The sequence below is a fragment of the Paraburkholderia sp. SSBN10T genome, assembly GCF_056619545.1.
In genome coordinates, this window is the sequence record NZ_JBWQQI010000024.1 from 1 (window position 1) to 25,181 (window position 25,181).

The 25,181-nt window shown below is 65.1% G+C and carries 24 protein-coding genes; 20 read left to right on the forward strand and 4 right to left on the reverse strand.

The features are described from left to right. Window positions 1-639: 639 nt before the first annotated feature. Entirely contained in the window at window positions 640-1,608 is a 969-nt protein-coding gene (locus AC1ECK_RS29145; protein ID WP_480325424.1) for an ABC transporter substrate-binding protein, read from the reverse strand. A 274-nt stretch (window positions 1,609-1,882) separates the two neighbouring features. Between AC1ECK_RS29145 and AC1ECK_RS29150 the strand changes: the two genes are divergently transcribed. The 5 genes from AC1ECK_RS29150 (at window position 1,883) to AC1ECK_RS29170 (ending at window position 6,266) form a co-directional block, all read left to right on the forward strand. Then, the gene (locus tag AC1ECK_RS29150) at window positions 1,883-2,962 is read left to right on the forward strand and encodes an LLM class flavin-dependent oxidoreductase (RefSeq protein WP_480325426.1); all 1,080 of its coding nucleotides are present in this window, start codon (window positions 1,883-1,885) and stop codon (window positions 2,960-2,962) included. 11 nt (window positions 2,963-2,973) lie between these two features. Further along, window positions 2,974-3,801: a class II aldolase/adducin family protein gene (locus AC1ECK_RS29155; RefSeq protein WP_480325427.1), complete on the forward strand. Its 828-nt coding sequence runs from the start codon at window positions 2,974-2,976 to the stop codon at window positions 3,799-3,801. Between the two features lie 14 nt (window positions 3,802-3,815). Further along, a complete protein-coding gene (locus AC1ECK_RS29160) occupies window positions 3,816-3,983 on the forward strand; it encodes a hypothetical protein (protein WP_480325429.1) in 168 nt (55 codons plus the stop codon). A gap of 76 nt (window positions 3,984-4,059) precedes the next feature. Continuing rightward, window positions 4,060-4,668, forward strand: coding sequence for a cysteine dioxygenase family protein (locus AC1ECK_RS29165; RefSeq protein WP_480325431.1), 609 nt, complete (start codon window positions 4,060-4,062; stop codon window positions 4,666-4,668). After that, window positions 4,665-6,266, forward strand: a complete 1,602-nt coding sequence (locus AC1ECK_RS29170; protein WP_480325433.1) for a rhodanese-related sulfurtransferase — start codon at window positions 4,665-4,667, stop codon at window positions 6,264-6,266. Before AC1ECK_RS29165 ends, AC1ECK_RS29170 begins: the two co-directional genes overlap by 4 nt. A 42-nt stretch (window positions 6,267-6,308) precedes the next feature. Here AC1ECK_RS29170 and AC1ECK_RS29175 read toward each other — a convergent pair whose 3' ends face one another. Beyond that, a complete protein-coding gene (locus AC1ECK_RS29175; RefSeq protein ID WP_480325435.1) occupies window positions 6,309-7,316 on the reverse strand; it encodes a LysR family transcriptional regulator in 1,008 nt (335 codons plus the stop codon). A gap of 187 nt (window positions 7,317-7,503) precedes the next feature. Between AC1ECK_RS29175 and AC1ECK_RS29180 the strand changes: the two genes are divergently transcribed. The 4 genes from AC1ECK_RS29180 (at window position 7,504) to AC1ECK_RS29195 (ending at window position 11,775) form a co-directional block, all read left to right on the forward strand. Further along, window positions 7,504-8,484, forward strand: coding sequence for an ABC transporter substrate-binding protein (locus AC1ECK_RS29180; protein WP_480325437.1), 981 nt, complete (start codon window positions 7,504-7,506; stop codon window positions 8,482-8,484). A 52-nt stretch (window positions 8,485-8,536) separates the two neighbouring features. Further along, the gene (locus tag AC1ECK_RS29185; RefSeq protein ID WP_480325439.1) at window positions 8,537-9,775 is read left to right on the forward strand and encodes an acyl-CoA dehydrogenase family protein; all 1,239 of its coding nucleotides are present in this window, start codon (window positions 8,537-8,539) and stop codon (window positions 9,773-9,775) included. Between the two features lie 478 nt (window positions 9,776-10,253). After that, window positions 10,254-10,811: a hypothetical protein gene (locus AC1ECK_RS29190; protein WP_480325441.1), complete on the forward strand. Its 558-nt coding sequence runs from the start codon at window positions 10,254-10,256 to the stop codon at window positions 10,809-10,811. A gap of 10 nt (window positions 10,812-10,821) precedes the next feature. Next, window positions 10,822-11,775, forward strand: coding sequence for a patatin-like phospholipase family protein (locus AC1ECK_RS29195; RefSeq protein ID WP_480325443.1), 954 nt, complete (start codon window positions 10,822-10,824; stop codon window positions 11,773-11,775). On the opposite strand, the gene AC1ECK_RS29200 is transcribed toward AC1ECK_RS29195, so the two are convergent. Further along, window positions 11,761-12,381 (reverse strand): class I SAM-dependent methyltransferase, encoded by a 621-nt coding sequence (locus AC1ECK_RS29200; protein ID WP_480325445.1) that lies wholly within the window; start codon window positions 12,379-12,381, stop codon window positions 11,761-11,763. The two genes, AC1ECK_RS29195 and AC1ECK_RS29200, sit on opposite strands and share 15 nt — an antisense overlap. A gap of 369 nt (window positions 12,382-12,750) precedes the next feature. Between AC1ECK_RS29200 and AC1ECK_RS29205 the strand changes: the two genes are divergently transcribed. From AC1ECK_RS29205 to astE, 10 genes are all read left to right on the forward strand, one after another. Continuing rightward, complete coding sequence (locus AC1ECK_RS29205) at window positions 12,751-13,440, forward strand: ABC transporter permease (RefSeq protein ID WP_480325615.1); 690 nt, start codon at window positions 12,751-12,753, stop codon at window positions 13,438-13,440. A gap of 7 nt (window positions 13,441-13,447) precedes the next feature. Further along, complete coding sequence (locus AC1ECK_RS29210) at window positions 13,448-14,161, forward strand: ABC transporter permease (RefSeq protein ID WP_137959556.1); 714 nt, start codon at window positions 13,448-13,450, stop codon at window positions 14,159-14,161. A gap of 96 nt (window positions 14,162-14,257) precedes the next feature. Continuing rightward, window positions 14,258-15,049: an ABC transporter ATP-binding protein gene (locus tag AC1ECK_RS29215; protein WP_480325447.1), complete on the forward strand. Its 792-nt coding sequence runs from the start codon at window positions 14,258-14,260 to the stop codon at window positions 15,047-15,049. A gap of 24 nt (window positions 15,050-15,073) precedes the next feature. Continuing rightward, the gene (locus tag AC1ECK_RS29220; protein ID WP_480325449.1) at window positions 15,074-16,126 is read left to right on the forward strand and encodes a GlxA family transcriptional regulator; all 1,053 of its coding nucleotides are present in this window, start codon (window positions 15,074-15,076) and stop codon (window positions 16,124-16,126) included. Window positions 16,127-16,256: 130 nt separating this feature from the next. After that, complete coding sequence (locus AC1ECK_RS29225; RefSeq protein WP_480325451.1) at window positions 16,257-17,492, forward strand: aspartate aminotransferase family protein; 1,236 nt, start codon at window positions 16,257-16,259, stop codon at window positions 17,490-17,492. Between the two features lie 45 nt (window positions 17,493-17,537). After that, complete coding sequence (gene aruF, locus AC1ECK_RS29230; RefSeq protein WP_480325453.1) at window positions 17,538-18,602, forward strand: arginine/ornithine succinyltransferase subunit alpha; 1,065 nt, start codon at window positions 17,538-17,540, stop codon at window positions 18,600-18,602. Beyond that, window positions 18,599-19,639, forward strand: a complete 1,041-nt coding sequence (gene astA, locus AC1ECK_RS29235) for an arginine N-succinyltransferase (RefSeq protein WP_480325455.1) — start codon at window positions 18,599-18,601, stop codon at window positions 19,637-19,639. Before aruF ends, astA begins: the two co-directional genes overlap by 4 nt. A 2-nt stretch (window positions 19,640-19,641) precedes the next feature. Beyond that, window positions 19,642-21,105 (forward strand): succinylglutamate-semialdehyde dehydrogenase, encoded by a 1,464-nt coding sequence (astD, locus tag AC1ECK_RS29240; RefSeq protein ID WP_480325457.1) that lies wholly within the window; start codon window positions 19,642-19,644, stop codon window positions 21,103-21,105. A gap of 9 nt (window positions 21,106-21,114) precedes the next feature. Beyond that, a complete protein-coding gene (astB, locus tag AC1ECK_RS29245; protein WP_480325459.1) occupies window positions 21,115-22,455 on the forward strand; it encodes an N-succinylarginine dihydrolase in 1,341 nt (446 codons plus the stop codon). After that, window positions 22,439-23,491, forward strand: a complete 1,053-nt coding sequence (gene astE / locus AC1ECK_RS29250) for a succinylglutamate desuccinylase (RefSeq protein ID WP_480325461.1) — start codon at window positions 22,439-22,441, stop codon at window positions 23,489-23,491. The genes astB and astE overlap by 17 nt, the downstream gene beginning before the upstream one ends. 13 nt (window positions 23,492-23,504) lie before the next feature. On the opposite strand, the gene AC1ECK_RS29255 is transcribed toward astE, so the two are convergent. After that, window positions 23,505-23,864 carry a hypothetical protein gene (locus AC1ECK_RS29255; protein WP_480325463.1) on the reverse strand — a complete coding sequence of 120 codons (360 nt, stop codon included), beginning with the start codon at window positions 23,862-23,864 and terminating at the stop codon, window positions 23,505-23,507. Window positions 23,865-24,318: 454 nt separating this feature from the next. On the opposite strand from AC1ECK_RS29255, the gene AC1ECK_RS29260 reads away from it, so the two are divergent. After that, window positions 24,319-25,113 (forward strand): ABC transporter substrate-binding protein, encoded by a 795-nt coding sequence (locus AC1ECK_RS29260; protein ID WP_480325465.1) that lies wholly within the window; start codon window positions 24,319-24,321, stop codon window positions 25,111-25,113. Window positions 25,114-25,181: the final 68 nt, after the last annotated feature.

Below are 25,181 nucleotides of genomic sequence, written 5' to 3' on the forward strand. Positions count from 1 at the left end.
TCCACGGTAGTGACAAGGCCGTCATCCGTTCCAGCGTTGCGCTGCGCGCCCCGCCGTCGGGCAGAACGCCTTCTGCATACTCAATAGGGATTCTAACTATCTCTGGCCTGCCCGCTATCGGTGCGCTGGCGCCGGTGGCATGTTGACCATATCGCTAATTGCGCGTTGCGCAATTGCTCATGCGCCGTGCGCTAGCCGGGCGAGGAGGCGTCCATCCCATTGTTCCTGGTATTGCTGCGCGGCCGGGCCATTGGCCGCGAACCCTGGCAGCCCCGCCTTCCCGGGCATACTCACCTACGACGTCTGGAGAAGGAGTTATGCCCCTCGGCGGGGCGCGCAGCGCAACGCTGGAACGGATGATTGCCTTGTCACTAACGCGGGTGGTGCGAGGGCCGGTCTTCGTGCGGACCATTCCGTGGTGGCCTGAGTGGTAGACACCTAAAAGCTAGCGGTTGTCAGCCCGCTTTCTTTTGCCTACTTTTCTTTGCGGCGGCAAAGAAAAGTAGGTGCCGCCCCGCACAGGGGCAACACTAATAGACCGATAACAAAGCAAGGAAAGGCCAACACCGTAGGAACACCAAATAAAACCAAGGCGCCGCAGGCAAACCACGATCCAACGCCGTAGGCAAACCAAGGTCCCTAACCAATCCCTTCCGCAGTAATAGCACGAACATCTACCTTGGCGGGCAACATCCGTTGCTCAACCGCGCGATCCGCGACCCGCTGCAACGCATCGATATCCGCATCACTAACGGGACGCTGCAACAAAGCCGCACGAGCAGTGATCACCCTCGACGCCTCGATAGGCAACCGCGTCACCGTGGCATAAACCTGCGCATACGCTTCCGGATGCTCCAAAGCCCACGCGCCCGCGCGCTGAAAACGCCGTAATGCATCCGCCAGCGCCGGCCGCTTCGCCTGATCCGCCGCCGCTGCGCCCGACGCAGTAATAAACGCGAGACCCGTATTGATCCCCGTGCCGTCGCGCAACACTCGTGCGCCGCGCTGCACCGCAGTGCCGTAGTACGGATCGAAGGTCGCCCATACGTCCAGTTGGCGTGCCTCGAACGCAGCGAAGGCGTCGACGGGCAGCACAAAGCGCACGTTCACGTCGTCACGCGTGAGTCCCGCCTCAGCCAGCGCGCCGTATAGCTGATACTGCGAAATGCTGCCGCGTGCCGACGATACCACCACGGTCTTGCCCTTCAGGTCGGCCACATGCCGCAACGGTGAATCCGCCGGCACCACGATGCCCAGCGAGGTCGGCGTCCCCACCCGCGTCGCCACGATCTTCAATGACGGGTCGCCGATCGCCGCCGCCAGCACAGGCAGGTCGCCGGCCGGCGCCAGATCCACCGCATTCGCGCGTTGCGCTTCGAAGAGCGGCGCGGCCCCCTGGAAGTTGGCCCAGCGATATGCATACGGTGCGCCATCGAGCACATGGGCCGCTTCGGCGAGCGCGCGCAAGCCACCAGCCTGATCGCCAAAGACGAGTTCCTGCGTCGCGGCCAGTGCCTTCGCAGTACCAAGCCAGCCCGTAACGGGAGCAATGCCGAAGGCGGCGAGGGTCTGCAGGATCAGGCGGCGCTCGGGGCGAAAGGCGGTCATCGGCATGGTTCCATGAAGAGGGGGGATCGAAGAGGAGATCGAAAAGGACAGCGCCGCCCGCGTAACCGCCGGAATGCGCCGTGGCGAAGCGAGGTTAGCAACCGCCCCGGGTCATCACAAACATGCAATTACGATATCTTTATCGACTATCAATATTTAACGAACGCATGTTGCGGTGCTACCTTTGATGCTCGCCTGGCGCCCCGTTCGGGGTGTCGCCGCCGGTCTGCGCAGTGTGCGCCCGGCATTCTGTCGATCATCTGGGAGACGTATCGTGGCAGTCGAATTCATCGGCATGATCCAGACCCGCAAGGTCTCGGAAACGTACGCGCCGCAAGGTCCGGCGATAGATATCGGGTACGTGGAGCAGTTTGCGCGGGCGCATGAAGAGGCCGGTTTCGACCGCGTCCTCGTGCCGCATCATTCGACGAGTCCCGATGCGCTGCTGACCGTCGCGCACGCCGCCGGCGTCACGCAACGGGTGCATTTCATGCTGGCCCACCGCCCCGGTTTCGTGGCGCCCACGCTCGCGGCCCGCCAGCTCGCCACGCTCGATCACTATTCGGGCGGCCGTCTCGCGGTGCACATCATCTCCGGCGGCGACGATGCGGAGCAGCGCCGCGACGGCGACTTCCTCTCGCATGACGAGCGTTATGCGCGCACCGACGAGTATGTCTCGATCTTGCGGCGCATCTGGACCTCGGACACGCCGTTCGATCACGCCGGCAAGTACTACCGTTTCGAGCGGGGCTTCTCGGAAGTCAAGCCGCTGCAGCAGCCGCATCTGCCGGTGTACTTCGGCGGAGCGTCGGCGCCCGCGCTCGAGATTGCCGGCCGTCATGCGGATGTCTATGCGCTGTGGGGCGAATCGAAGGCGCAGGTGCGGGAACAGGTGGCGCGCGTGCGGGCGGAGGCTGCGAAGCACGGGCGTACCGTGCGCTTCTCGGTGTCGTTCCGGCCGATTCTTGCGGATACCGAAGCAGCGGCGTGGCAACGGGCCGACCGGATTCTCGACGAGACGCGGCGGCTGCGCGCCGCCCAGGGGCTTGGCGTGGGCGGCCCCGCGCAGAGCGAAGGCGCGCGCCGCCTGCTGGCGGCCGCGGGCACGGCCGACCGTGCCGACGAGCGTCTGTGGACCGCGGTCGCGAGAGAAATCGGCGGCCGTTCGAATTCGACCGCGCTGGTCGGCACGCCGGAGCAGGTTGCCGATACGCTCGCCGAGTACTACGCGCTCGGCGTGACGACCTTCCTGATCCGCGGCTTCGATCCGCTCGAGGACGCAATCGACTATGGCCGTACGCTGATTCCCGCCACGCGCGAGCGCATCGCTCGTAGCGAACGCGTGGCAGCTTGAGTGGAGGCGCGATGACCGGTCTTGCTGTCGCCACTCCTGTTTCTGCAGACGCGTCGACGCCGCAACGTCATGCGCCGCTGCGCAAATTCTGGTTCGACGAGGTGCCGCCGCGCGCAACTGTGGCCGAAGAGCGCCGCTACCGGCAGGAGCGCCTCGCCGTCGCGTTTCGCCTGTTTGCGCGCTACGGCTTCGATCAGGGGCTCGCCGGCCATATCACCGCACGCGACCCAGAATGGCCCGATCACTTCTGGGTCAATCCGTTCGGCAAGCATTTCAGCCGCATTCGCGTCTCCGATCTGCTGCTGGTGAACGCCCAGGGTGAGATCGTGGTGGGCGAGGGGCCGGTGAACCAGGCGGCCTTTGCGATTCACGCCGCGATTCATGAAGCGCGCCCCGACGTGGTGGCGGCCGCGCATACGCATTCGCTGTACGGCAAGGCATGGTCGACGCTTGGGCGCACGCTCGATCCGCTGACCCAGGATTCGTGCGCGTTCTATCAGGACCACGCACTATTCGACGACTTTCGCGGCGTCGTGCTCGACACCGAAGAAGGTGCGCGTCTCGCCGCCGCGCTTGGCGAGCATAAGGCCGTGATCCTGAAGAATCATGGCATCCTGACGGCGGGGCCGAGCGTCGAAGCGGCGGCGTGGTGGTACATCGCGCTCGACAACGCCTGCCACGCGCAATTGCTTGCCGAGGCCGCGGGCAAACCGCAGCCCATCCCGCATGAGATCGCGTCGTTGACGCATGAGCAGGTGGGGCGGCCGGGCGGCGCGCTGTTCGCCTTCCAGAGCCTGCTCGAGGGGCTGGTCGCCGCCGAGCCCGATGTGTTCGACTGAGCTGAGCGCTCATCATGACTGTGCTTTCCGATACGCCGGTTTCGTACCGGCGCCGCCTGCCGCTGCTCGCTCCTGGCCTTGCCGGCGTCGGCGTCGCTCCGGCAATGAACGGCGGCTCGCTCGATGTCGCCTGCGGCAGCGCAATCCCACCGATCTTCACCCGCCCGCGATGTACGGGCTGAACACACCAAGGTTTTCCGGCACTGGCCTTTAAACCACCCGCATCTCCCGATTCCTTCATCCCTTGATGAGCCGTTTATGAGCCCATTAGTGCGGCATGACCGCCTGCGCACGTTCGTCGAACAATTCGCTATTCTGGTAGACAGAGCAACTCCCGAAGCCGAGCTGCTCGATACCGGCGGCGTCTATCTGCGCGATCTGATCGCGCACGACGACTGGCTGCCCGAGACGTTCGCGCGACCTGACCCCGAGCGTTATCAGCAGTATCTACTGCATGCGGATTCGCGCCAGCGCTTTTCCGTGGTGAGTTTTGTATGGGGGCCGGGACAGTCGACGCCGGTTCACGATCACACCGTATGGGGACTGATCGGTGTCCTGCGCGGTGCTGAAATCGCCCAACCGTACCGTCTCGACGAAAGAGGCACGGTGATTGCTTCCGGTACCGCGAGGCGGCTCGAAACCGGCGCCGTCGATGCCGTATCGCCACGCATAGGCGACATTCATCGTGTCAGCAATGCGTACCTCGACCGCGTGTCGATCAGCATTCACGTTTATGGTGCAAATATCGGTGCGGTGTCGCGCTCGGTGTATCCGCAGCAGGGCGGCCGCAAGGCATTTATTTCCGGCTACTCGAATGACGTGTTGCCGAACATCTGGAATGTATCGAAGGAGATGGCTATTCCATGACACTTGAGACTGAGTTCCGTACCCGTACTTTCGAAGACGTGCGCCGTGCACTGCTCGAGCGCCGCGAAATTGCACTACTCGACGTACGCGGGGAAGATCCGCACGCACGCAGCCATCCGCTGTTTGCCGCCAACCTGCCGCTCTCGAAGCTCGAGCTGGAGGCTCCCGTGCGCCTGCCGCGCCGCACCGTGCCGATCGTCGTGTTCGACGACGGCGAGGGTCTTGCCGCGCGCGCGGCGCGCCGTTTCACCGAATTGGGTTATACCGATGTGACGCTGCTCGCCGGCGGTCTGCGCGGCTGGGCCGAGGCGGGCGGCGAGCTGTTCCAGGATGTCAACGCGCCGAGCAAGGCGTTTGGCGAACTGGTGGAAAGCGAGCGGCATACGCCGTCGCTCGAAGCGCAGCAGGTGCAGGCGCTGCTCGATGGCGAGGCCGACGTGGTGGTGCTCGACGCGCGGCGCTTCGACGAGTACCAGACGATGAACATTCCGGGCAGCATCAGCGTGCCCGGTGCGGAGCTGGTGTTGCGCGCGCGGCAACTGGCGCCGAACCCGTCGACGCAGATCGTCGTCAATTGCGCGGGCCGCACGCGCAGCATCATCGGTGCGCAGTCGCTCATCAATGCGGGCGTGCCGAATCCGGTTGCCGCGCTGCGCAACGGCACGATCGGCTGGACCCTGGCGGGGCAGGCGCTCGCGCATGGCAGCACCCGCCGTTTCGAACTGGCGACCGACGACGCGGTGCGGGTCAAAGCCGCCGCTGCCGCGCGGGCGGTGGCCGATCGCGCCGAAGTGGGCCGTACCTCGCGCGACGAAGCGCGCCGCTGGTCCGAGGAAGCGGTGCGCACCGTCTATCGCTTCGATGTGCGCTCGCCGCAGGAGTATCAGTCGAGCCATGTGCCGGGCTTTCGCAGTGCGCCGGGCGGTCAGCTTGTGCAGGAGACCGATATGTTCGCTCCGGTGCGCGGCGCGCGCGTGATTCTCGCCGATAGCGACGGCGTGCGCGCCAACATGACGGCTTCCTGGCTCGCGCAGATGAATGTCGAGGTGTACGTGATCGACGGCCTGACGGCGGCCGATTTCACCGAGGAGGGCGCGACGCCGGTGGTGCGCAATGCCGTGCCGCCGCCGAAAGTCGACGAGATCGCCCCGGCGCAGCTCGCGAAGCTGCTGCATTTGCCCGGGACCGTATTGCTCGATTTCACCGCCAGTGCGAACTACGTGAAGCAGCATATCCCGGGTGCGTGGTTTGCATTGCGCGGGCAGCTTGCCGATGCGCTGCATAAATTGCCGGAGGCGCTGCGCTATGTGGTGACCTGCGCGAGCAGTGCGCTGGCGCGCTTCGCGGCGCCGGAGCTGGCCGCGTTGACGGGCAAGCCGGTGCAGGTGCTGGCGGGAGGCACCAACGCGTGGATTGCGGCGGGCCTGCCGCTCGAGCACGGCGAGACGCGCCTCGCGTCACCGCGCATCGATCGTTACCGGCGTCCCTACGAGGGCACGGATAACGCACGCGAAGCGATGCAGGCGTATCTGGAATGGGAGTATGGGCTCGTGGCGCAACTCGCGCGCGACGGCACCCACGGGTTCCACGTGATTTGAGCCGTGCAGGGCAGTGCGCAGCAGCGCCCGCGGCCGCGCGTTTCAGGCTGCGCGCGTCTGTGGGCGCGCTGCCTTGAACTGCCGCTCCACGGCGGCGCCGAAGCGTTCCACCGGCTGCTGCAGCTTGCCCAGCACGCGCGGGTGCACCAGCCAGATATCGATCAGCGGCTTGAAGTCGCTGACCGCGATCACGTCCAGTTCCGCCGCATGGCGGCTCGTCTGCAGCAAGGGCAGCGGCACCAGCCCGAGGCCGTTGCCGTCGGCGACGAGCTGCAACTGCAGTTCCGTGCCGAGGGTTTCCAGATTCAGCTTCAGCGCGAGACCGAGTCCGCTCAGCGCCCGTTGCAGACCCTCGCGAAAGCCGCAGCCGTCCGGATTGAGCACCCAACCGATCGCCTGGCATTCCGCCAGCGTGTGAGGGCGCTTTTTCAGCGCGCCTTTCGGACCGACCACCGCCAGCTTGATACGGCCGAGCGAGCGTGCCGCCAGCGTCTCGCCGAAGGCCTTGTTGGCCGGCAGCAGGATCGCGGCGGCGTCGAGTTCGCCCGCTTCCACGCGTTGCAGCAACTGGCTGCCCCAGCCGGTCGAAGCGCGCGCCCGCAGCTCGGGGTAGGCGGCACGCAGTTCGCGCATGGCTTCGGTCAGCGCGATATCGGCGATCGTCTGCGCGACGCCGAGACGCAAGGCGCCGACCGGCGGCGTATCGTTCGCCACCAGTTCGCGCAGCACGTCGAGCTCGCGCTGGATCACGCGACATTGCTCGTACACGACGCGGCCCGTCGCGGTGGCTTTCAGCGGCCGAGTATTGCGGTCGAGCAGTTCGACGCCCAGGGCCTCCTCGAAATTCTGCAAGCGCCGCGTGATGGCGGGTTGGGTGAGGCCGAGGCTCTGGGCGGCCTCTTGCAGCGATTGCGCGCGCAGGACGGCGACGAACGCGTCGATATCGTCGATCTTCATGTTGAGCGGTAAGGTGAGAGAGCGGGTCAGCGTGCGCTCGATGATACCTGCAATGCGCTTTCCGTATCCTGGCTTGCGTGGAAATTCATGCATATTTGCTTAGCAGAATAATGCGTTTGTCTTATACAGAGACGTGCCGTATCGTCGTTGTCGATGGTGGTATTCCGCGTGCAGTGCGCATGCTGAGGCTGTTGCGCATCGCGTGGTTCTCGCCGCGCTTCATGCCACCTGCTTCATGCCGTATTTACGCCGCAGTCCGAACAAACCCGTAACGAACTCTATGACGACGACACGCCGTTTCTCCCTTCCGTCTTTCACAACGCTCGCGCGCCGGCTGGTCGCACCGGCCGCGTTTGCCGCGTTCGCCTCGTGGTCGGGCATGACGAGCGCCGCCGACCTGCCGGTGCTGAAAGTCGGCGACCAGTCCTTGCAGACGCGCGGCATTCTCGAAGCCTCGGGGCAACTGAAGGACTTGCCGTATCGCATCGAGTGGTTCAACTTTCCGGCCGCGCAGCCGCTTGGCGAGGCATTGAATGCGGGCGCCGTCGACGTAGGCGGCCTCGGCGATGCGCCGCTGGTGTTCGCGCTTGCCGCAGGTGCGCGGTTGCGGGCCGTGGCGGCGACGCGCTCGCAACCGGTCGATCTGGCGATCGTCGTCGGGGCGCATTCGCCCCTCACCGATGTGGCGAGCCTCAAGGGCAAGCGTATCGCCACCACGCGCGGCTCGATCGGCCATTTTCTCGCGCTCGCGGCGCTGCAGAAAGAGCACGTGCCGCTCTCCGAAGTGACGCTGGTGTTTCTCGCCCCGGCCGATGCCAAGGCGGCGCTCGCCTCGGGCAGCGTGGACGCCTGGTCGGTGTGGGATCCGTACACCGCGCTGGGCGAGTCGCGCGATCACGACCGCATTCTCGCCAATGGCGTGGGTCTCTCCGAGGGCCTCAGCTATCAGGTCGCCACCGAACGCGCGATTGCCGACAAGCGTGCGCAACTGGCGGACTTCCTGCGCCGGGTGGCGCTCGGCCAGCGCTGGGCGTTGTCGCATCCGGAGCAGGTCGCCGCGATGCAATCGCGCGTGACGGGCTTGCCGCCCGACGTGCTGAAGACCGTCTATCAGCGCGGCCAGGTGCATCCGGTGACGATCGACGATAGCGTGATTGCCGCGCAGCAGCGCACCGCCGATACCTATGAAGCGGCCCGTGTGATCCCCGCGCACCTCGATGTGCGGGCCAGTTTCGACCGCAGTTTCCCCTTGCCGCAGTAGGTCAGCCTGAGAGCATGCAAAACCCCCTGAACCCGGCGTACCCGGAGCCTCGATGAACGCCCCTGATTTCGAAGCCGGCCGCGCACGCGCGGCGGCGCGGCGCCATCCGCCGCTCGATAGCGATGCGTTCGGCGCCTTGCTCGCGCAACTGAGCGCCGAGTTTGCCGCCGATGCCGCCGACTACGACCGCAGCGGCGAATTTCCGCATCGCAACCTCGCGCGGCTGCATGAATACGATCTGTTGTCGCTGACCGTACCCGCCGAGCTGGGCGGCGCCGGCGCGAGCTTGCCGCAGGCCTTGCAGGTGGTGCGCGCGGTGGCGCGCGGCGAGCCGTCGAGCGCGCTGGTGCTGGTCATGCAGTATCTGTTTCACCACCGCCTGCAGGGCAATCGGCGCTGGCCGCACGCGCTGCGTGAACAGGTCGCACGGGAAGCGGTGCGCGACGGCGCGCTGATCAACTCGCTGCGCGTCGAACCCGAGCTCGGCACACCGGCGCGCGGCGGGCTGCCCGCCACCATCGCCACGCGCAGCGGCGACGGCTGGCGGATCAACGGCAGCAAGCTCTATTCGACCGGCAGCCCGGGTTTGACGTGGCTCGCGGTATGGGCGCGCAGCGACGAGACGCCGCCGCGCGTCGGCGTCTGGCTGGTGCCGCGCGACGCGCCCGGCATACGTGTCGGTACGCCGTGGAATCATCTCGGCATGCGTGCGACCGGCAGCCATGAAATCGTCTTCGACAACGTGCTGGTGCCGCTCTCGCATGCGGTCGACGTGCAGCTTCCCGGCGAACCGGGCGCGGGACTCGACCCGCTCGGCGTGGCATGGATGAGCGTTTTACTTTCGGCGGTCTATGACGGCGTGGCGCGAGCGGCGCGCGACTGGTTCGCGCAGTGGGCCGCGAACCGCGCGCCCGCCAATCTCGGCGCGCCGCTCGCGAGCCTTGCGTCGTTTCAGCAAACACTCGGTCGTATCGATGCGCTGCTGTTCAGCAACCGCGTGCTGCTCGACGCGGCCGCGCACGCGGAGCGGGTCGCGCTGGACGAGGCGCCGCTCGTCAAATACACGGTGACCAATCAGGCGATCGAAGCGGTGCAACTGGCCGTCGAGGCCAGCGGCAATCCGGGCCTGAGCCGCGATAACCCGCTGGAGCGTCACTACCGCGACGTGCTGTGCGCGCGCATCCATACGCCGCAGAACGATTCGGTGCTGCAGGCGGCGGGGCGGGCGGGATTCGCGGGGATATGCACGACGGGCCTGAGCCGCGCAGAATCCTCAGCCAATTCGGTGTAAACGCTGGCTCGCCTAATCGATGCAAAGCGTCTAAATTATCGCCACCTGGGCAAGATAGTCGAGGGACCAGACGGCCGTGTGCAGCGGTCTGTCACGGATGAAAGCGTAGGATCAGCGGCGAACCGCGGCTGATTGCTTCGTCCGGAGCCGGACCGCTGCGTGTCGTCTCTTCTCATGGTTCGACAGGTGTCCAACGCGGTTTCCGCTGGATTTGCTGAGGTTCTCCGCAGTCTCGCCGCGCTTTCCAGATAGCGCGGACGTGCTCTTCGATTTCCCCGTAGCTTCCCCCCAGCAGCACCAACGGCGCATTGCACTGCGCCGTTCTCGCTTGCGCCGTCCGGCTCCGTTCGATCTGCCCGCATCCTCCGTTTGTTCACATGGCCCATGCGCGCCGCGCGGGCCGTCCCTCTGCGCGTGGGTGCGCGGTTTGCTATGCTGTCGTACAACCTTCACAAAGCAACTGTCTCCCCACCCACAGATGGCTTCGAGCTTCAGACTGCTGACCGCCGCCGCGCTGACCATGTCGCTCGCGCTGACGGGGTGCGACGACCAACAGGGCCAACGTGCCGTGCAAAAACTCAAGGCGTTCTTCAATGCCGTCAAACCTGACGCGCTGCTGCTGAAAGACCTGACCCCGGGCATCACCACGGAAGCGCAGGTGCGCAACCAGATGGGCGAGCCCGAAACCGAGCGCACCTTCACCGACGGTTCGAAGCGCCTCGAATATCCGCGCGGCCCGCAAGGACTCAACACCTACATGGTCGACATCGACCGCGACGGCAAGCTGCAGGCCATCACCCAGGTGCTGACCGCCGCCAATTTCGCCAAGGTCCAGCCGGGCATGAGCGAAGACGAGGTGCGGCGCCTGCTCGGCAAGCCGGGGCAGGTCGCCGTCTATCCGCTCAAGCCGGAAACCGTCTGGAGCTGGAAGTGGCGCGAAGGCGGGGTGACCGAAGAGGGTTTCTTCAACGTGCACTTCGACCAGTTTCACAAGGTGTACACGACCTCGCGTTCCGACGTCATGCGCGGGCGATAAGGGGAACACGATGCTGAGGCGAACTCCTTCACGCATTGGTCTCGTGCTCGGCGGCGGCGCCGCGCGGGGCTGGGCGCATATCGGCGCGATCCGTGCGCTGCATGACGCCGGCATCAAGCCGGACGTGGTGTGCGGCACCTCGATCGGCGCGCTGGTCGCGGCGGTCTACGCAAACGGCGATCTCGACTGGCTCGAAGAATGGGTTTCGCGCCTGACCTGGCAGACGGTGGTGCGCCTGCTCGATCTGCGTATCTCCGGCGGCCTGCTGGGCGGGCGCAAGGTGATCCAGGTGTTCGCCAACCAGTTCAACGGTTGCGAGATCGGCGCATTGCAGATGCCCTTTGCGGCGGTCGCGACCGAACTCGATACGGGCCGCGAAATCTGGCTGCAGGACGGTAGCGTGGTGGATGCGGTGCGGGCGTCGATTGCGATTCCGGGCATTTTCACGCCGGTGTGGCACAACGGCGTGTGGCTCGTGGACGGCGGCCTGAGCAATCCGGTGCCGGTCTCGGTGGCGCGCGGCATGCGGGCCGACTGCGTGATCGCCGTGGACCTGAACAACGACATCCTCAACGGCCGCGACTTCGGCGGCATCACGGCGGCCGCGACGCCGCAGCTCGATCCGGATGCGCCGCCGCCCGGCTCGCTGCGCAAGAACGGCAAGCCGTGGCCGCGCTGGCTCGCGCCCTCCGAGGACCAGGTGGCGAACGACGTGCGCGTCGCGCCCGAGCCGAGCGCGCGGGTGCCCTCGATGCTGAGTTCGGTGGCGCAGAGCATCGACATCATGCAGGTGCGCATTACGCGCAGCCGTCTGGCGGGGGAGCCTGCCGACATCCTGATTCAGCCGCGTCTCGGCGGCATGGGGATTTTCGATTTTCACCGCGCGGCGCCCGCGATCGAGGAAGGGCGCGCCGCGGTCGAACATATGCTGCCGGCGATTCGCGCCCGGCTAGGGATCGATTGAGCCGCCCGCGTTCTTCGACGCGATGACCCGGTAAATCCGCTTGCCGGAACTCTCGCTCGTCACGTCTTCGAACAGCAGGATCGTGCAGTCGATCAACGCGTCCACCACGAGCCTGGGTTCGAAGGCGGCATAGAGCCGGCCGTCGGGCTGGCGCTTGTCCGCGCCTTCGGTCACGCGCCACGACAGATACAGCACGCCGTTGGGCCGCAAGATACGCCGCAGGCTATCGACGGCGAACGGAATCGACTCGGCCGGCAAATGCATGATGACGGTCTCGCAGACCACATTGTCGAAGCCCTCGTCGATCTCCGCGAGCGCCGGCAGCGTGGCTTCGCGAAACGCGATCTGCGGATAGAGGCGCCGCGCCTGTTCGAGCAGGCCCGCCGATGCATCGAAACCGCACACCCGGTAGTCGTGCGCGGCCAGCCACGCCGCGTCGCGGCCGTTGCCGCAGCCGATCTCGGCGGTCTTGCCCTGCGGCACCAGATGCGTTTCGAGTAGCGCGTAGAGGTCGTTGGGCGGCGGCTGGTCGAGCCATTCCTGGCTGTAGCGGGCAGCGTCCTTCGAGTAGGCGTCGAGCGTGGCGGCATCGAAACGGGAGGGCATGCGCGTGGTCCTCGGGCAAGGTTTGACGATTCGGCTCACCGCAGTGTAGCGGGGTTTGCCCTGATTGCGACGGCTCGGTGCGCCGAAGCGCGCGCTGCGCCGTCTATCGAAAAAGCGACCCGAAACTTGCTAAATCGCGGCGGGCAAGCTTGCGCGGCAGGAGGCTTACAAACATATATCGCCCGCTAAAACAGGCGTCTCGCGCCGTCGTCGGGCTGATTGACCTGTTGCTGCGTCGCAGCATGAAACCGACCGCCTGTTTGAGCAAATCATTTTCGCTTGCGAGTATCCGCGCCATGCCGAATGGCTCGCGGCGGCCACGTTGTGACCGCGACGCCTGATTCCCCGGAAACCTGGATGGAGACAAACGTGTTCCTTTACGGCTTTGGTCCGGTGCTGCTCGCCGGTACGATCCAGACGATCGAGTTGTCGGTCCTGTCGCTCGCGGCCGCGGTGCTGCTCGGGCTGGCCGGCGCCGCGGCGAAGCTCTCCTTGAACCGCCCGCTGCGCATGCTCGGCACGGGCTATACGACGCTGATCCGCTCGGTGCCCGATCTGGTGCTGATGCTGCTGCTGTTCTACAGCATCCAGATCGCGGTCAACGATCTGACCGACGCGCTCAATCTGCCGCAGTTCGACATCGACCCGTTCGTGGCCGGCGTCATTACGCTCGGCTTTATCTACGGCGCGTACTTCACCGAGACGTTTCGCGGCGCTTTCCTCGCGGTGCCGCGCGGCCAGCTCGAAGCGGGCGCGGCCTACGGCATGAGCGGCGTGCGCGTGTTCACCCGCATCCTGTTTCCGCAGATGATGCGTTTCGCGCTGCCGGGCATCGGCAACAACTGGCAGGTGCTGGTGAAGGCCACCGCGCTGGTGTCGATCATCGGTCTCGCCGACGTCGTCAAGGCCGCCCAGGACGCCGGCAAGAGCACGTTCAACATGTTTTTCTTCATCCTCATCGCCGCGCTGATCTACCTTGCCATTACCACGGTGTCGAACCTCGTGCTGATCTGGCTGGAAAAGCGCTATTCGATCGGCGTGCGGCACGCGGAGCTTTGAACAGATCATGATCGAGATCCTTTCCCAATTCGGCCGGGCCTTCCTCTACTGGGACGGCCAGCGCCTCTCCGGCCTGGCGGTCACCTTGTGGCTGCTGCTGGCGTCGATCGGCATCGGCTTTGTGTGTGCGATTCCGCTGGCGGTGGCGCGGGTGTCGAAAAAGCGCTGGCTGTCGCTGCCGGTGCGCTTCTATACCTATGTGTTTCGCGGCACGCCCCTGTACGTACAATTGCTGCTGATCTACACGGGCATGTACAGCCTCGAATTCGTGCGCTCGCATCAACTGCTCGACGCGTTCTTCCGCAGCGGTTTCCATTGCGCTATTCTCGCGTTCGCGTTGAACACCTGCGCCTATACGACGGAGATCTTCGCCGGGGCGATCCGTTCCACTTCGCACGGCGAAGTGGAAGCGGCGCGGGCCTACGGCATGAGCTGGTTCACCATGTACCGCCGCATCGTGCTGCCGTCGGCGCTGCGGCGGGCTTTGCCGCTGTACAGCAACGAAGTGATCCTGATGCTGCACGCCACTACCGTGGCCTTCACCGCGACCGTGCCGGATATCCTGAAGGTGGCGCGCGACGCCAATTCGGCCACCTACGACTCGTTTAGCGCCTTCGGGATCGCGGCGCTGATCTATCTTGCGGTATCGTTCGCGCTGGTGGCCTTGTTCCGGCGAGCCGAGCGGCACTGGCTCGCGTATCTGGCGGTCCGGCCGCATTGAGCGGCGGGCCCTGGCGCGGTTCACGCCGTCACCGCCGTCAACCGCCGTTAGAGGGTGGCCCGGTAGACGGATCTGTATTCATCTTGGGAGAGCGACTTGCTCCACACGACTCAAACTGAAGCCTGCAAGCTCGCCGTGCAGGACATCCACAAGCGCTATGGCGATAACGAAGTGCTCAAGGGCGTGTCGCTGAACGCGAACAAGGGCGACGTGATCAGCATCATCGGCGCGAGCGGGTCGGGCAAGAGCACCTTCCTGCGCTGCATCAACTTTCTGGAACGGCCGAACGCGGGGCAGATCGTCGTCGACGGCGAAGCGGTGCGCACGAAGACCGATCGCAGCGGCAACCTCGAAGTGGCCGATCACAAGCAGTTGCAGCGCATTCGCACCAAGCTCGCAATGGTGTTCCAGCACTTCAACCTGTGGGCGCACATGAACGTGATCGAGAACATCGTCGAGGCGCCGATTCACGTGCTCGGTCTGCCGCGCCGCGAAGCCGAGGAGCGCGCCCGCGAGTATCTGGAGAAGGTCGGGCTCGCGCCGCGGCTCGAAAAGCAGTATCCGTCGCATCTGTCGGGTGGCCAGCAGCAGCGCGTGGCGATCGCCCGCGCGCTGGCGATGAATCCGGACGTGATGCTGTTCGACGAACCGACCTCCGCGCTCGACCCGGAACTGGTGGGCGAAGTGCTGAAGGTCATGCAGAAGCTTGCCGAAGAAGGCCGCACGATGATCGTCGTGACGCACGAAATGGGCTTTGCGCGCAACGTGTCGAATCATGTGATGTTCCTGCATCAGGGACGCACCGAGGAAGAGGGCGTGCCCGCCGAGGTGCTCAGCGCGCCGCGCAGCGAACGCCTGAAGCAGTTCCTCTCCGGCAGCCTCAAGTAACGCGCTCGCGCGCCGGCCCCGTCGATGGCCCGACCGTCCAGTCCGACCCGCACCACCCAGGTGGCAATCGTTGCGTTGCCGCCGGTGTCGATGTCGGGCGTCGGGCCGATTGTCGATGCGCTCAATCTCGCCAACGAGATCGACGGCCGCGCGCTGTACCGCTGGCAGGTGTGCTCGTGGGATGGCCGGCCGGTGCCGCTTGCGGGCGGTGCGCAATGGCCGGCGGATGCGGCCTTCGGCGATGCCGTCTCATGCGACTGGCTGATCATCGTCAGCGAACGCTTTCAGCAGTTTGCCGATTACCGGCTGTTTCTCGCCAGCCTCTCGCGGGTCGGCCAGCGCACGCCGCTCGTCACCGGGATTCATCATGGCGTCTGGTGGCTCGCGATGGCGGGGCAATTGTCCGGCTATCGCGTGAGCGTCAACTGGGAAACCTATCAGCAGTTCTCCGAGCAGTTCGAACGCTCGATCGTCACCCAGCAGATCTTCGAAATCGACCGCGATCGCGCCACCTGTGCGGGCGGCCAGGCGACGGTCGACTTCATGCTGGCGATGATCGCGCGTGAACACGGCCCCGAACTGGCCGAGCGCATTGCCGATACGCTCGGCGTCGGGGCCTTGCGGGCCGGCGAGGAGCGCCAGCGGATTCCGTTCGTGACCGCGCCCGGCGAGCGTCATCCGCGCCTGAACGACGCGCTGTTGCTGATGGAGGCGAATATCGAAGATCCGCTCACCAGCGATGAAATCGCGGGACTGGTCGGCGTGTCGCGCCGGCAGCTAGAACGGTTGTTCCGGCAGTATCTCGGCTCGATGCCGTCCAAATACTACCTGGGGTTGCGTCTGTCGAAGGCGCGCACGCAGTTGCAGCGCACCAGCAAATCCGTGGTGCAGATCAGTCTGGCGTGCGGGTTTTCGTCGGCGGCGCACTTTTCGAACGCGTATCGCGAGCGTTTCGGGGTGACGCCGCGTGAAGATCGCCGCAACTGGATCGAAAAACAGACCGGTGCGAGCGGCACGGCGGCGAGCGAGCCGCGCCCGGCTGCGCTGATCGAACGTCCCGATGACACAGAGCGCTAGGCGCCCGCGGCCATGCATTCGGCCCGCGATGGCGACAAGCCCGATAGAACGCGTCGCGTATGCGCAAGACGTTTCGCACGCGGTTTCCTACACTAACGCTTAACGCTACTACCTGTAACGAGGATTTGCCATGAACGACCTGACTGTGACACGCCAGACCTTCGACGAAGTGATGGTTCCGGTGTTCTCGCCCGCCGCCTTCGTGCCGGACCGCGGTCTCGGGTCGCGCGTCTGGGATACGCAGGGCCGCGACTATGTCGACTTCGCCGGCGGCATCGCCGTCACGGCGCTCGGCCACGGCCATCCGGAACTGCTGAAGGTGTTGAACGAGCAGGGCAGCAAGCTGTGGCACATTGGTAACGGTTACACCAACGAACCTGTGCTGCGTCTGGCCACGCGCCTCGAGGCGCTGACCTTCGCCGATCGCGCATTTTTCGCGAACTCAGGTGCGGAAGCGAACGAAGCGGCGCTGAAGCTGGCGCGCCGCGTGGCGTTCGAGCGTCACGGCGCCGACAAGTACGAAATCATCTCGTTTACGCAGTCGTTTCATGGCCGTACGTTCTTTACCGTGAGCGTCGGCGGCCAGCCGAAGTACTCGGAAGGCTTCGGTCCGGTGCCGGAAGGCATCGTCCACCTGCCGTACAACGATATCGAAGCCGCCCGCCAGGCGATCGGCGCAAAAACGTGTGCGGTGATCGTCGAACCGATCCAGGGCGAAGGCGGCGTGATCCCGGCCGATCCGGCGTTCCTGCAGGCGCTGCGCGAAGCGTGCGACCAGCACGGCGCACTGCTGATTTTTGACGAGGTACAAACGGGTGTCGGCCGCAGCGGCTATTTCTACGCGTACGAGGATACGGGCGTGACGCCGGACATCCTGACCACGGCGAAGGCGCTCGGCAACGGTTTCCCGATCGGCGCGATGCTGACCACCAAAGAGCTGGCTGCGCACTTCAAGGTGGGCGTGCACGGCACGACCTACGGCGGCAATCCGCTCGCCGCCGCGGTTGCGGAGAAGGTGGTCGAGCTGATCAGCGATCCGAAGGTGCTCGCCGGCGTGCGCACGCGCAGCGAGGCGCTGAAAGGGCAACTGGCGAAGCTTCACGAGCGCTTCGGCATCTTCAAGGAAGTGCGCGGCAAGGGGCTCTTGATCGGCGCGGAGCTGACCGATGCGTTCAAGGGCCGGGCGAAAGATTTCGTCACCGCGGCCGGCCAGCATGGCGTGATCATGCTGATGGCGGGCCCCGACGTGCTGCGCTTCGTGCCGTCGCTGATCATGCCGCTCGACGACATGTACGAAGGTTTCGTCCGTCTTGCGAAGGCGATCGAAGAGGTGGTCGGCGCGAGCGCTGAAGCGCCGGTTCGTTAATCTCGCGTCACACTTATCTGGCCACCCTTAGCCACTGGAACGACGATGCTCTTCGTACGCCCCGGCCGCCTCGCCGATCTCGATGCGCTCGAACACATGGCGCGCACGGCTCAGCCCGTGCTGCACTCGCTGCCGCATGACCGCCGTGCGCTCGAAGCGCGCGTCGCGCTCTCGGAAGACTCGTTTCGCGCGGAAGTCGATTTTCCGGGCGAGGAGTTTTACCTGTTCGTGCTCGAGGACAGCGAGACCGGCAAGCTGCTGGGCACGGCCAGCATCGTCGCGGCCGCCGGTTACTCCGAACCGTTCTACGCGTTTCGCAACGATGCGCTGATTCACGCCTCGCGCGAGCTGCATGTGAATCGCAAGATTCACGCGCTGACGATGTCGCATGAGTTGACCGGCAAGAGCCGGCTGGCGGGTTTCTATATCGACCCGTCGCTGCGTGGCGACGCCGCCGCGCATCTGATGTCGCGCTCGCGGATGATGTACATCGCCGCCAACCGCAAGCGCTTCACGGGCGAAGTCTTCTCGCTGCTGCTCGGCGTGACCGACGATCAGGGCGTCTCGCCATTCTGGGAGGCGGTGGGCCGCAAGTTCTTCGGCCGCAACTTTGCCGACATCGAAATCGAATCGGGCGGCCGCAGCCGCACCTTTATCGCCGAAGTGATGCCGAGCTATCCGGTCTATGTGCCGCTGCTGCCTGAATCGGCGCAGCGCGTGCTGGGCGAGCCGGACGAGAAGGCCCTGCTCGCGTATGAGATTCACCTCGAAGAAGGCTTCGAGACGGATCGCTTCGTCGATATCTTCGACGCGGGTCCGGTGCTGACCGCGCAGGTCGATCGCAGCGCCTGCATCACGCGCAACGAGACGCGCGCAGTGCGCGAGGCTGCCGTGGGCGAGCCCGGCGCCACCTGGCTGATCGCCAGCAACCGCGCGGGCGAGTTCCGCTGCGTGCTGGCCGAACTGCCGGCCGGAAAGCAGGCGGGCGCGCCGTTGCCGCAAGCGGTGCGTGCGGCGCTCGGTGTGCAGGACGGCGATGCGGTGCGCTGCGTGCCGTTGCATCAGCAGCCGCAAGAACAGCCGGATGAACTTTCGGGAGAAGCACAATGATCGTCGTTCGCGTCGTGCAGACGGGCGATGTGGACGCGCTCGTCGCGCTCGCTCAGGAGACCGGCCCCGGTCTCACCACCTTCAAGCCGGACCGTGACGCGCTCGCCGCACGCATCGCGCGTGCACGCCGCACGATGGAAGACAAGGCCGCGCCGCATGAGGCCGGTTACTTCTTCGTGATGGAAGACACGGCCACGGGTGATGTGGCAGGCGTGTGCGGCATCGAGACCTCGGTGGGTCTCGAGCAGCCGTTCTACAACTACCGCGTGAGCACAGTGGTGCATGCGAGCCAGGATCTCGGCATCTGGACCCGCATGCGGGCGCTCAACATCTCGCACGACCTGACCGGCTACGCGGAAGTGTGCTCGCTGTTTCTCAGCCCGCGTTACCGCACGAGCGGGGTGGGCGGCCTGCTGTCGCGCTCGCGCTTCATGTTTCTCGCGCAGTTCCGCGAACGCTTCCCACAGCGCCTGTGTGCCGAGTTGCGCGGCCACTTCGATGCGGACGGCACATCGCCGTTCTGGCGCGCGGTGGGTTCGCACTTCTACCAGATCGATTTCAATGCCGCGGACTATCTGAGCTCGCACGGCCGCAAGGCGTTTCTCGCCGAGCTGATGCCGCGCTACCCGGTGTACGTCGAACTGTTGCCGCAGGAGGCGCAGGATTGCGTCGGCCTCACCCATAACGACACGATTCCGGCGCGCCGCATGCTCGAATCCGAAGGGCTGCGCTACGAGAACCACGTCGATATTTTCGATGCGGGTCCGGTGCTCGAATGCCATATCGCCGACTTGCGCACGGTGCGCGAGAGCGTGGTGGTGCCGGTCGAAATCGTTTCGCCAGGCGCTGCGCCCGCGCCGCAGGATGGGCCGAAGTCGCTGGTGTCGAATACCTCGCTGGGCGATTTCCGCGTCGGCGTGGCGGCGGGCGTGCCGCAGGACGGCGTCTTCCGTCTGACGGCCGAAGAAGCCGCGGCACTCGACGTGAAGGCCGGCGAGCCGGTGCGGGTGCTGCCGCTGAAACACAAACAAGGATGATCATGACCGAGCTTTTCATCGACGGCGAATGGGCCGCCGGCACAGGACACGTTTTCGCTTCGCGCAATCCGGGAACGGGTGCGACGGTATGGGAAGGCCATAGCGCCTCGGCTGACGATGTGGATCGCGCCGTGCGCAGCGCGCGCCGTGCGTTTGCGATGTGGTCGGCGTTGAGCCTCGATGAGCGCTGCGCCATCGTGCGCCGCTTCGCGGCTTTGCTGACCGAGCGCAAGGAAGCACTCGCCGAAGCGATTGGCCGCGAAACCGGCAAGCCGCTTTGGGAAGCCCGCACGGAAGTCGCGTCGATGGCGGCCAAGGTCGAGATCTCGATCCAGGCCTACAACGAACGCACCGGTGAAAAGCGCGCGGCGATGGCCGACGGCACCGCTGTGCTGCGGCATCGCCCGCACGGTGTGGTCGCGGTCTTCGGGCCGTATAACTTCCCGGGTCATTTGCCGAACGGGCATATCGTACCGGCGCTGATTGCCGGCAACGCGGTGGTGTTCAAGCCGTCCGAACTCGCGCCGGGCGTCGCCCGTGCGACCGTCGAAGTGTGGCGCGAAGCCGGCTTGCCGGCCGGCGTGCTGAATCTCGTGCAAGGCGAGAAGGACACCGGCATTGCGCTGGCCAATCATCGCCAGATCGACGGTCTGTTCTTCACCGGCAGCTCGGATACGGGCACGCTGCTGCACAAGCAGTTCGGCGGCCGTCCGGAGATCGTGCTGGCGCTGGAGATGGGCGGCAACAATCCGCTTGTCATCGGCCCCGTGGCGGATCTCGATGCAGCGGTGCATCACACGATTCAATCGGCGTTCCTCTCGGCGGGGCAGCGCTGCACCTGCGCGCGGCGCATCTTCGTGCCGAACGACGCATTCGGCGACCGCTTTATCGAACGTCTGACCGAGGTGACCTCGCGCATCGCGGTAGGCGAATACAACGCCGAGCCGCAGCCGTTCATGGGCGCGGTGATCTCGGCGCGCGCCGCGCAGCGTCTGGTCGCGGCACAAGCGCAGCTGCTCGAAGCCGGCGCCAGATCCTTGCTGACGATGGAGCAGCGCGACCCGCAACTCGGTTTCGTCACGCCGGCGCTTCTCGATGTGACCGGCGTGCAGGATCTGCCCGACGAAGAGCACTTCGGCCCGCTCGCGCAGATCGTTCGTTATGCGAACTTCGACGACGCGATCGAGCGTGCCAACGATACGGAATTCGGTTTGTCCGCCGGACTGCTGGCCGACGACGAAACCCTGTGGACGCATTTCCAGCGCTCGATACGCGCCGGCATCGTCAACTGGAACCGGCCGACCAATGGCGCCTCGTCCGCGGCGCCGTTCGGCGGCACAGGACGTTCGGGCAACAACCGTCCGAGCGCGTATTACGCTGCCGACTACTGCGCCTATCCGATGGCCTCCGTCGAAAGCGCGCAACTGCAAATGCCCGCGAGCGTGTCGCCGGGCCTTCATTTCTGAGGATCGACGATGCAAGCCACTGAAGCCAATTTCGACGGGCTCGTCGGCCCGACGCACAACTACGCCGGCTTGTCGTTCGGCAACGTCGCGTCGCAGAACAACGAGAAGTCCGTCGCCAATCCGAAGGCCGCTGCCAAACAGGGCCTGCGCAAGATGAAGCAACTGGCCGACCTCGGCTTTCATCAAGGCGTGCTGCCGCCGCAGGAGCGGCCGTCGATGCGGCTGTTGCGCGAACTCGGTTTTTCCGGCGACGACGCGACGGTCATCGCACGCGTGGCGAAGGACGCGCCCGAGTTGCTGGCCGCGGCAAGTTCCGCCTCGGCGATGTGGACCGCGAATGCCGCCACCGTGAGCCCGTCCGCGGATACGCACGACGGCCGCGTGCATTTCACGCCGGCCAATCTGTGCAGCAAGCTGCACCGCGCCATCGAGCATGAATCGACACGCCGCACGCTGCGCGCCATCTTTGCGGAGCAGGACCGTTTCGCGGTGCATGAAGCGCTGCCCGGCACGCCGGCGCTCGGCGACGAAGGCGCGGCGAATCACACGCGTTTCTGCGCGGAATATGGCGCACGCGGCGTCGAATTCTTCGTCTACGGACGCAGCGAATATCGCCGCGGAGCGGAGCCGAAGCGCTATCCGGCACGGCAGACCTTCGAGGCGAGCCGTGCGGTCGCGCACCGTCATGGCTTGGCCGAAGCGGCCACCGTCTATGCACAGCAGAATCCCGATGTGATCGACGCGGGCGTGTTCCACAACGACGTGATCGCGGTCGGCAATCGCAGCACGCTGTTTTGCCATGAACTCGCGTTTGTCGAGCAGAAAGCGGTGTACGACGATCTGCGCGCCAAGCTCGGTAAGCTCGATGCGAAGTTCGACGTGATCGAAGTGCCGGACGCGCAAGTGAGCGTGTCCGACGCCGTGACCTCGTATCTGTTCAACAGCCAGTTGCTGACGCGCCCGGACGGCAAGCAGGTGCTGGTGGTGCCGCAGGAATGCCGCGAGAACGAGCGCGTGGCCGCCTATCTGGATGGACTGACTTCGCATAGCGGCCCGATCGACGACGTGCTGGTGTTCGACCTGCGCGAGAGCATGAAGAACGGCGGCGGCCCGGCTTGCCTGCGCCTGCGGGTGGTGTTGAACGAGGCGGAACGCGCGGCCGTGACACCGGGCGTGTGGATCGACGACACGCTGTTCGGGCGTCTCGATGCGTGGATCGAAAAGCATTATCGCGACCGGCTCGCTCCGGCTGATTTGACCGATCCGAGCCTGTTGCGCGAATCGCGCACGGCGCTCGACGAACTGACGCAGATTCTCGGTCTGGGTTCGCTGTATGACTTCCAGCGCTGAGCAGGGCGTGAGCGAGGCGCTGCTCGGCGATTTTCTCGGCTATACGCTGAAGGGCGCGCGTCCTTCAGCGGCCGATCGGCAGGGCGTCTGCGCCAACGGCGTGCGCTGGGCGTGGCTCGACGAAGGCATCCTGCAACTCGAACCCGCCGCGGCTTCTTCTGATGTGCGCAGCGTGCTGGCTTCCGCGGGCGTGCATGGCGACGAGACGGCGCCGATCGAATTGCTCTCGCTGCTGGTGCGCGATATCGCGCAAGGGCGTGCTGCGCTGACGTGCCGTCTGCTGGTCATTCTCGGCAACGTCGACGCGATGCGCGCCGGTTGCCGCTATCTCGACGACGACCTGAATCGCCTCTTTAGCGGCCGGCACGCTCAAGTGCCGCAGAGTCACGAAGCGCCGCGCGCCGCTGCATTGGAGCGCGCGGCGGTGCAGTTCTTCGCCGCTGCACCGGATACGCCTCACGCACGCTGGCACATCGACATGCATACGGCGATCCGCGCGTCTGTCTTCGAGCAGTTCGCGCTGTTGCCGCACACCGGTGCGCCGCTCTCGCGTGCGATGTTCGAATGGCTGCGCGATGCGACGATTTCCGCGGTGCTGTTGCATACCACGAAGGGCGTAACGTATTCGCATTTCACTGCGCAGATGTGCGGCGCCGAGGCATGCACGCTTGAACTCGGCAAAGTGCAGCCGTTCGGCCAGAACGACCTCGCGCGTTTCGCCGGCGCCGACAAGGCGCTGCGGCATCTGCTGGCGGGTGTCGAAGGCGCTGCCGATGCGCCGTTGCCGCGTGTGTTCACCGTGATCGACCAGATCACGAAGCAAAGCGACGCGTTTGAACTGCTGGTTGCGGCAGATGTGCCGAACTTCACGCCGTTCGAACGGGACACCTTGTTGGCGCGTGATGGCGACTATCGTTATACGGTGCGTCACGTGGAAGAGCGCATCGTGTTCCCGAATCCCACTGTGAAGCCAGGTTTGCGCGCCGGTTTGCTGGTGGTCGAGACGACGCAGGAAACGCTGGCGGCGCTGGATTGATTCCTCGCGTTCGCTACGTTGCCTCGATTTTTCCGTACGTGATACGCAGACTTTCATATTCGACCAGCATTTCTGCGCCAAGCGAACTGGTCACGCAGGCGATCTTTCGCTTGGGCCAGTCTCGTCCCCAAGGGTGCGCTTCCTCAAGCGCCTCTATGGCGGATTGGTACTCGGTCGAACTGAAATCGTCGATCACTGTCATTTCATACACGATGTTCTGAGCCGCGAAGCCATTGACCAGGCAGCGGGGTGCGCCGTCGAACACCAACGTCGCACGGTCGAGCTTGTTGTCGTTGAGCATTTCGACGATCACTCGCTCTCCGGTTGGCTCTGCCGATACCGCGATCAAAAACCAGTCATGGAACGTTTGCATGTTGTTTCCTGTTAAGGTCGCCACGGGCTGAATTCCGGTAAAACCTGTACCGGTGCCATGCGTCGGTTTTTATTTCTGTTCCCATGGTGCTCCTCGCAGAAAATGATGCTGGCGGAAAAGCTAACCTGGTACGAGAAGCGAGTTGTCAAAATAGATCACAAGCGTTCGATTGGACTCGCCACAGATCCATGTTCTGTCGCATTCAGAGCGTGACTGGCTTGTTTATTCGCGACACGAAGTTACAGATTTTCCGGACGTGCCGCGCCCCTCGCGCGAGCCCCTCCATTCCCCCATCCCCGCAGCCGCGGCCCGCTCACCCTGTACAATCGCGCCCTCGCGGCTGGTGCGTCGCAGCATCCCGGCCGCGTGAGTTTGAAGCGCATTTTTGGCGCAGCAATCATGCAGCGCAGCTTCAAGCTCTGTTTGATTCCATACCAGTAGAGGAAGACTCCGAATGAAAATGAATTGGCGAAACATGGCCGCGCTCGCAGTTTTTGCGTCGGCAACTGCAGCAGCGGGCAACGCGTCGGCAGCCGACATCAAGGAAATCCGCTTTGGCGTCGAAGCGTCGTATGCTCCGTTCGAATCGAAGTCGCCGGCCGGCGATCTGCAGGGTTTCGACATCGATATCGGCAATGCGGTGTGCGCCAAACTGAAGGCGAAGTGCGTATGGGTCGAAAACTCGTTCGACGGCCTGATCCCGGCACTCGAGGCGCGTAAGTTCAACGCGATCAACTCGGACATGACGATCACCGAGCAGCGTCGTCAGGCGATCGACTTTACGGATCCGATCTACACCATCCCCAACCAGATGATCGCGAAGAAGGGCAGCGGCCTGCTGCCTACCGCCGCGTCGCTGAAGAGCAAGCATGTCGGCGTGCTGCAGGGCACGATTCAGGAGACCTACGCAAAGGCCGTGTGGGCGCCGGCCGGCGTCGACGTCGTGCCGTATCAGACCCAGGACCAGATCTACGCCGACCTGTCGTCGGGCCGCCTCGACGCCGCGTTCCAGGACGCTGAAGCGGCATCGAAGGGTTTCCTGACCCGTCCGCAAGGCGCGGGCTTCGAGTTCGCGGGCCCGCCGGTCAGCGACGCGAAGCTGCTGGGCGGCGGCGTGGGCTTCGGCATCCGCAAGGGCGACAAGCAGCTCAAGGACGCGCTCAACCAGGCGCTCAAGGAACTGAAGGCCGACGGTACGATTGACCGCTTTGCGGCCAAATACTTCGACGTCAAGGTCGTCCTGAAGTAAGCCGTACCGGCATCCGCCCACAGCACAACGGCCGCACGCGCGGCCGTTGTTGCTGATGCGGTTAAGAA

Coding starts and splice junctions, on each gene's coding strand:
- AC1ECK_RS29260 (WP_480325465.1), top strand. CDS start 24,319: ATGAAAATGAATTGGCGAAACATGGCCGCGCTCGCAGTTTTTGCGTCG.
- AC1ECK_RS29155 (WP_480325427.1), top strand. CDS start 2,974: ATGACCGGTCTTGCTGTCGCCACTCCTGTTTCTGCAGACGCGTCGACG.
- astA (WP_480325455.1), top strand. CDS start 18,599: ATGATCGTCGTTCGCGTCGTGCAGACGGGCGATGTGGACGCGCTCGTC.
- AC1ECK_RS29195 (WP_480325443.1), top strand. CDS start 10,822: ATGCTGAGGCGAACTCCTTCACGCATTGGTCTCGTGCTCGGCGGCGGC.
- AC1ECK_RS29200 (WP_480325445.1), bottom strand. CDS start 12,381: ATGCCCTCCCGTTTCGATGCCGCCACGCTCGACGCCTACTCGAAGGAC.
- AC1ECK_RS29220 (WP_480325449.1), top strand. CDS start 15,074: ATGGCCCGACCGTCCAGTCCGACCCGCACCACCCAGGTGGCAATCGTT.
- AC1ECK_RS29180 (WP_480325437.1), top strand. CDS start 7,504: ATGACGACGACACGCCGTTTCTCCCTTCCGTCTTTCACAACGCTCGCG.
- AC1ECK_RS29175 (WP_480325435.1), bottom strand. CDS start 7,316: ATGCATGAATTTCCACGCAAGCCAGGATACGGAAAGCGCATTGCAGGT.
- AC1ECK_RS29170 (WP_480325433.1), top strand. CDS start 4,665: ATGACACTTGAGACTGAGTTCCGTACCCGTACTTTCGAAGACGTGCGC.
- AC1ECK_RS29160 (WP_480325429.1), top strand. CDS start 3,816: ATGACTGTGCTTTCCGATACGCCGGTTTCGTACCGGCGCCGCCTGCCG.
- AC1ECK_RS29190 (WP_480325441.1), top strand. CDS start 10,254: ATGGCTTCGAGCTTCAGACTGCTGACCGCCGCCGCGCTGACCATGTCG.
- AC1ECK_RS29210 (WP_137959556.1), top strand. CDS start 13,448: ATGATCGAGATCCTTTCCCAATTCGGCCGGGCCTTCCTCTACTGGGAC.
- astE (WP_480325461.1), top strand. CDS start 22,439: ATGACTTCCAGCGCTGAGCAGGGCGTGAGCGAGGCGCTGCTCGGCGAT.
- astB (WP_480325459.1), top strand. CDS start 21,115: ATGCAAGCCACTGAAGCCAATTTCGACGGGCTCGTCGGCCCGACGCAC.
- AC1ECK_RS29145 (WP_480325424.1), bottom strand. CDS start 1,608: ATGACCGCCTTTCGCCCCGAGCGCCGCCTGATCCTGCAGACCCTCGCC.
- astD (WP_480325457.1), top strand. CDS start 19,642: ATGACCGAGCTTTTCATCGACGGCGAATGGGCCGCCGGCACAGGACAC.
- AC1ECK_RS29165 (WP_480325431.1), top strand. CDS start 4,060: ATGAGCCCATTAGTGCGGCATGACCGCCTGCGCACGTTCGTCGAACAA.
- AC1ECK_RS29225 (WP_480325451.1), top strand. CDS start 16,257: ATGAACGACCTGACTGTGACACGCCAGACCTTCGACGAAGTGATGGTT.
- AC1ECK_RS29255 (WP_480325463.1), bottom strand. CDS start 23,864: ATGCAAACGTTCCATGACTGGTTTTTGATCGCGGTATCGGCAGAGCCA.
- AC1ECK_RS29185 (WP_480325439.1), top strand. CDS start 8,537: ATGAACGCCCCTGATTTCGAAGCCGGCCGCGCACGCGCGGCGGCGCGG.
- aruF (WP_480325453.1), top strand. CDS start 17,538: ATGCTCTTCGTACGCCCCGGCCGCCTCGCCGATCTCGATGCGCTCGAA.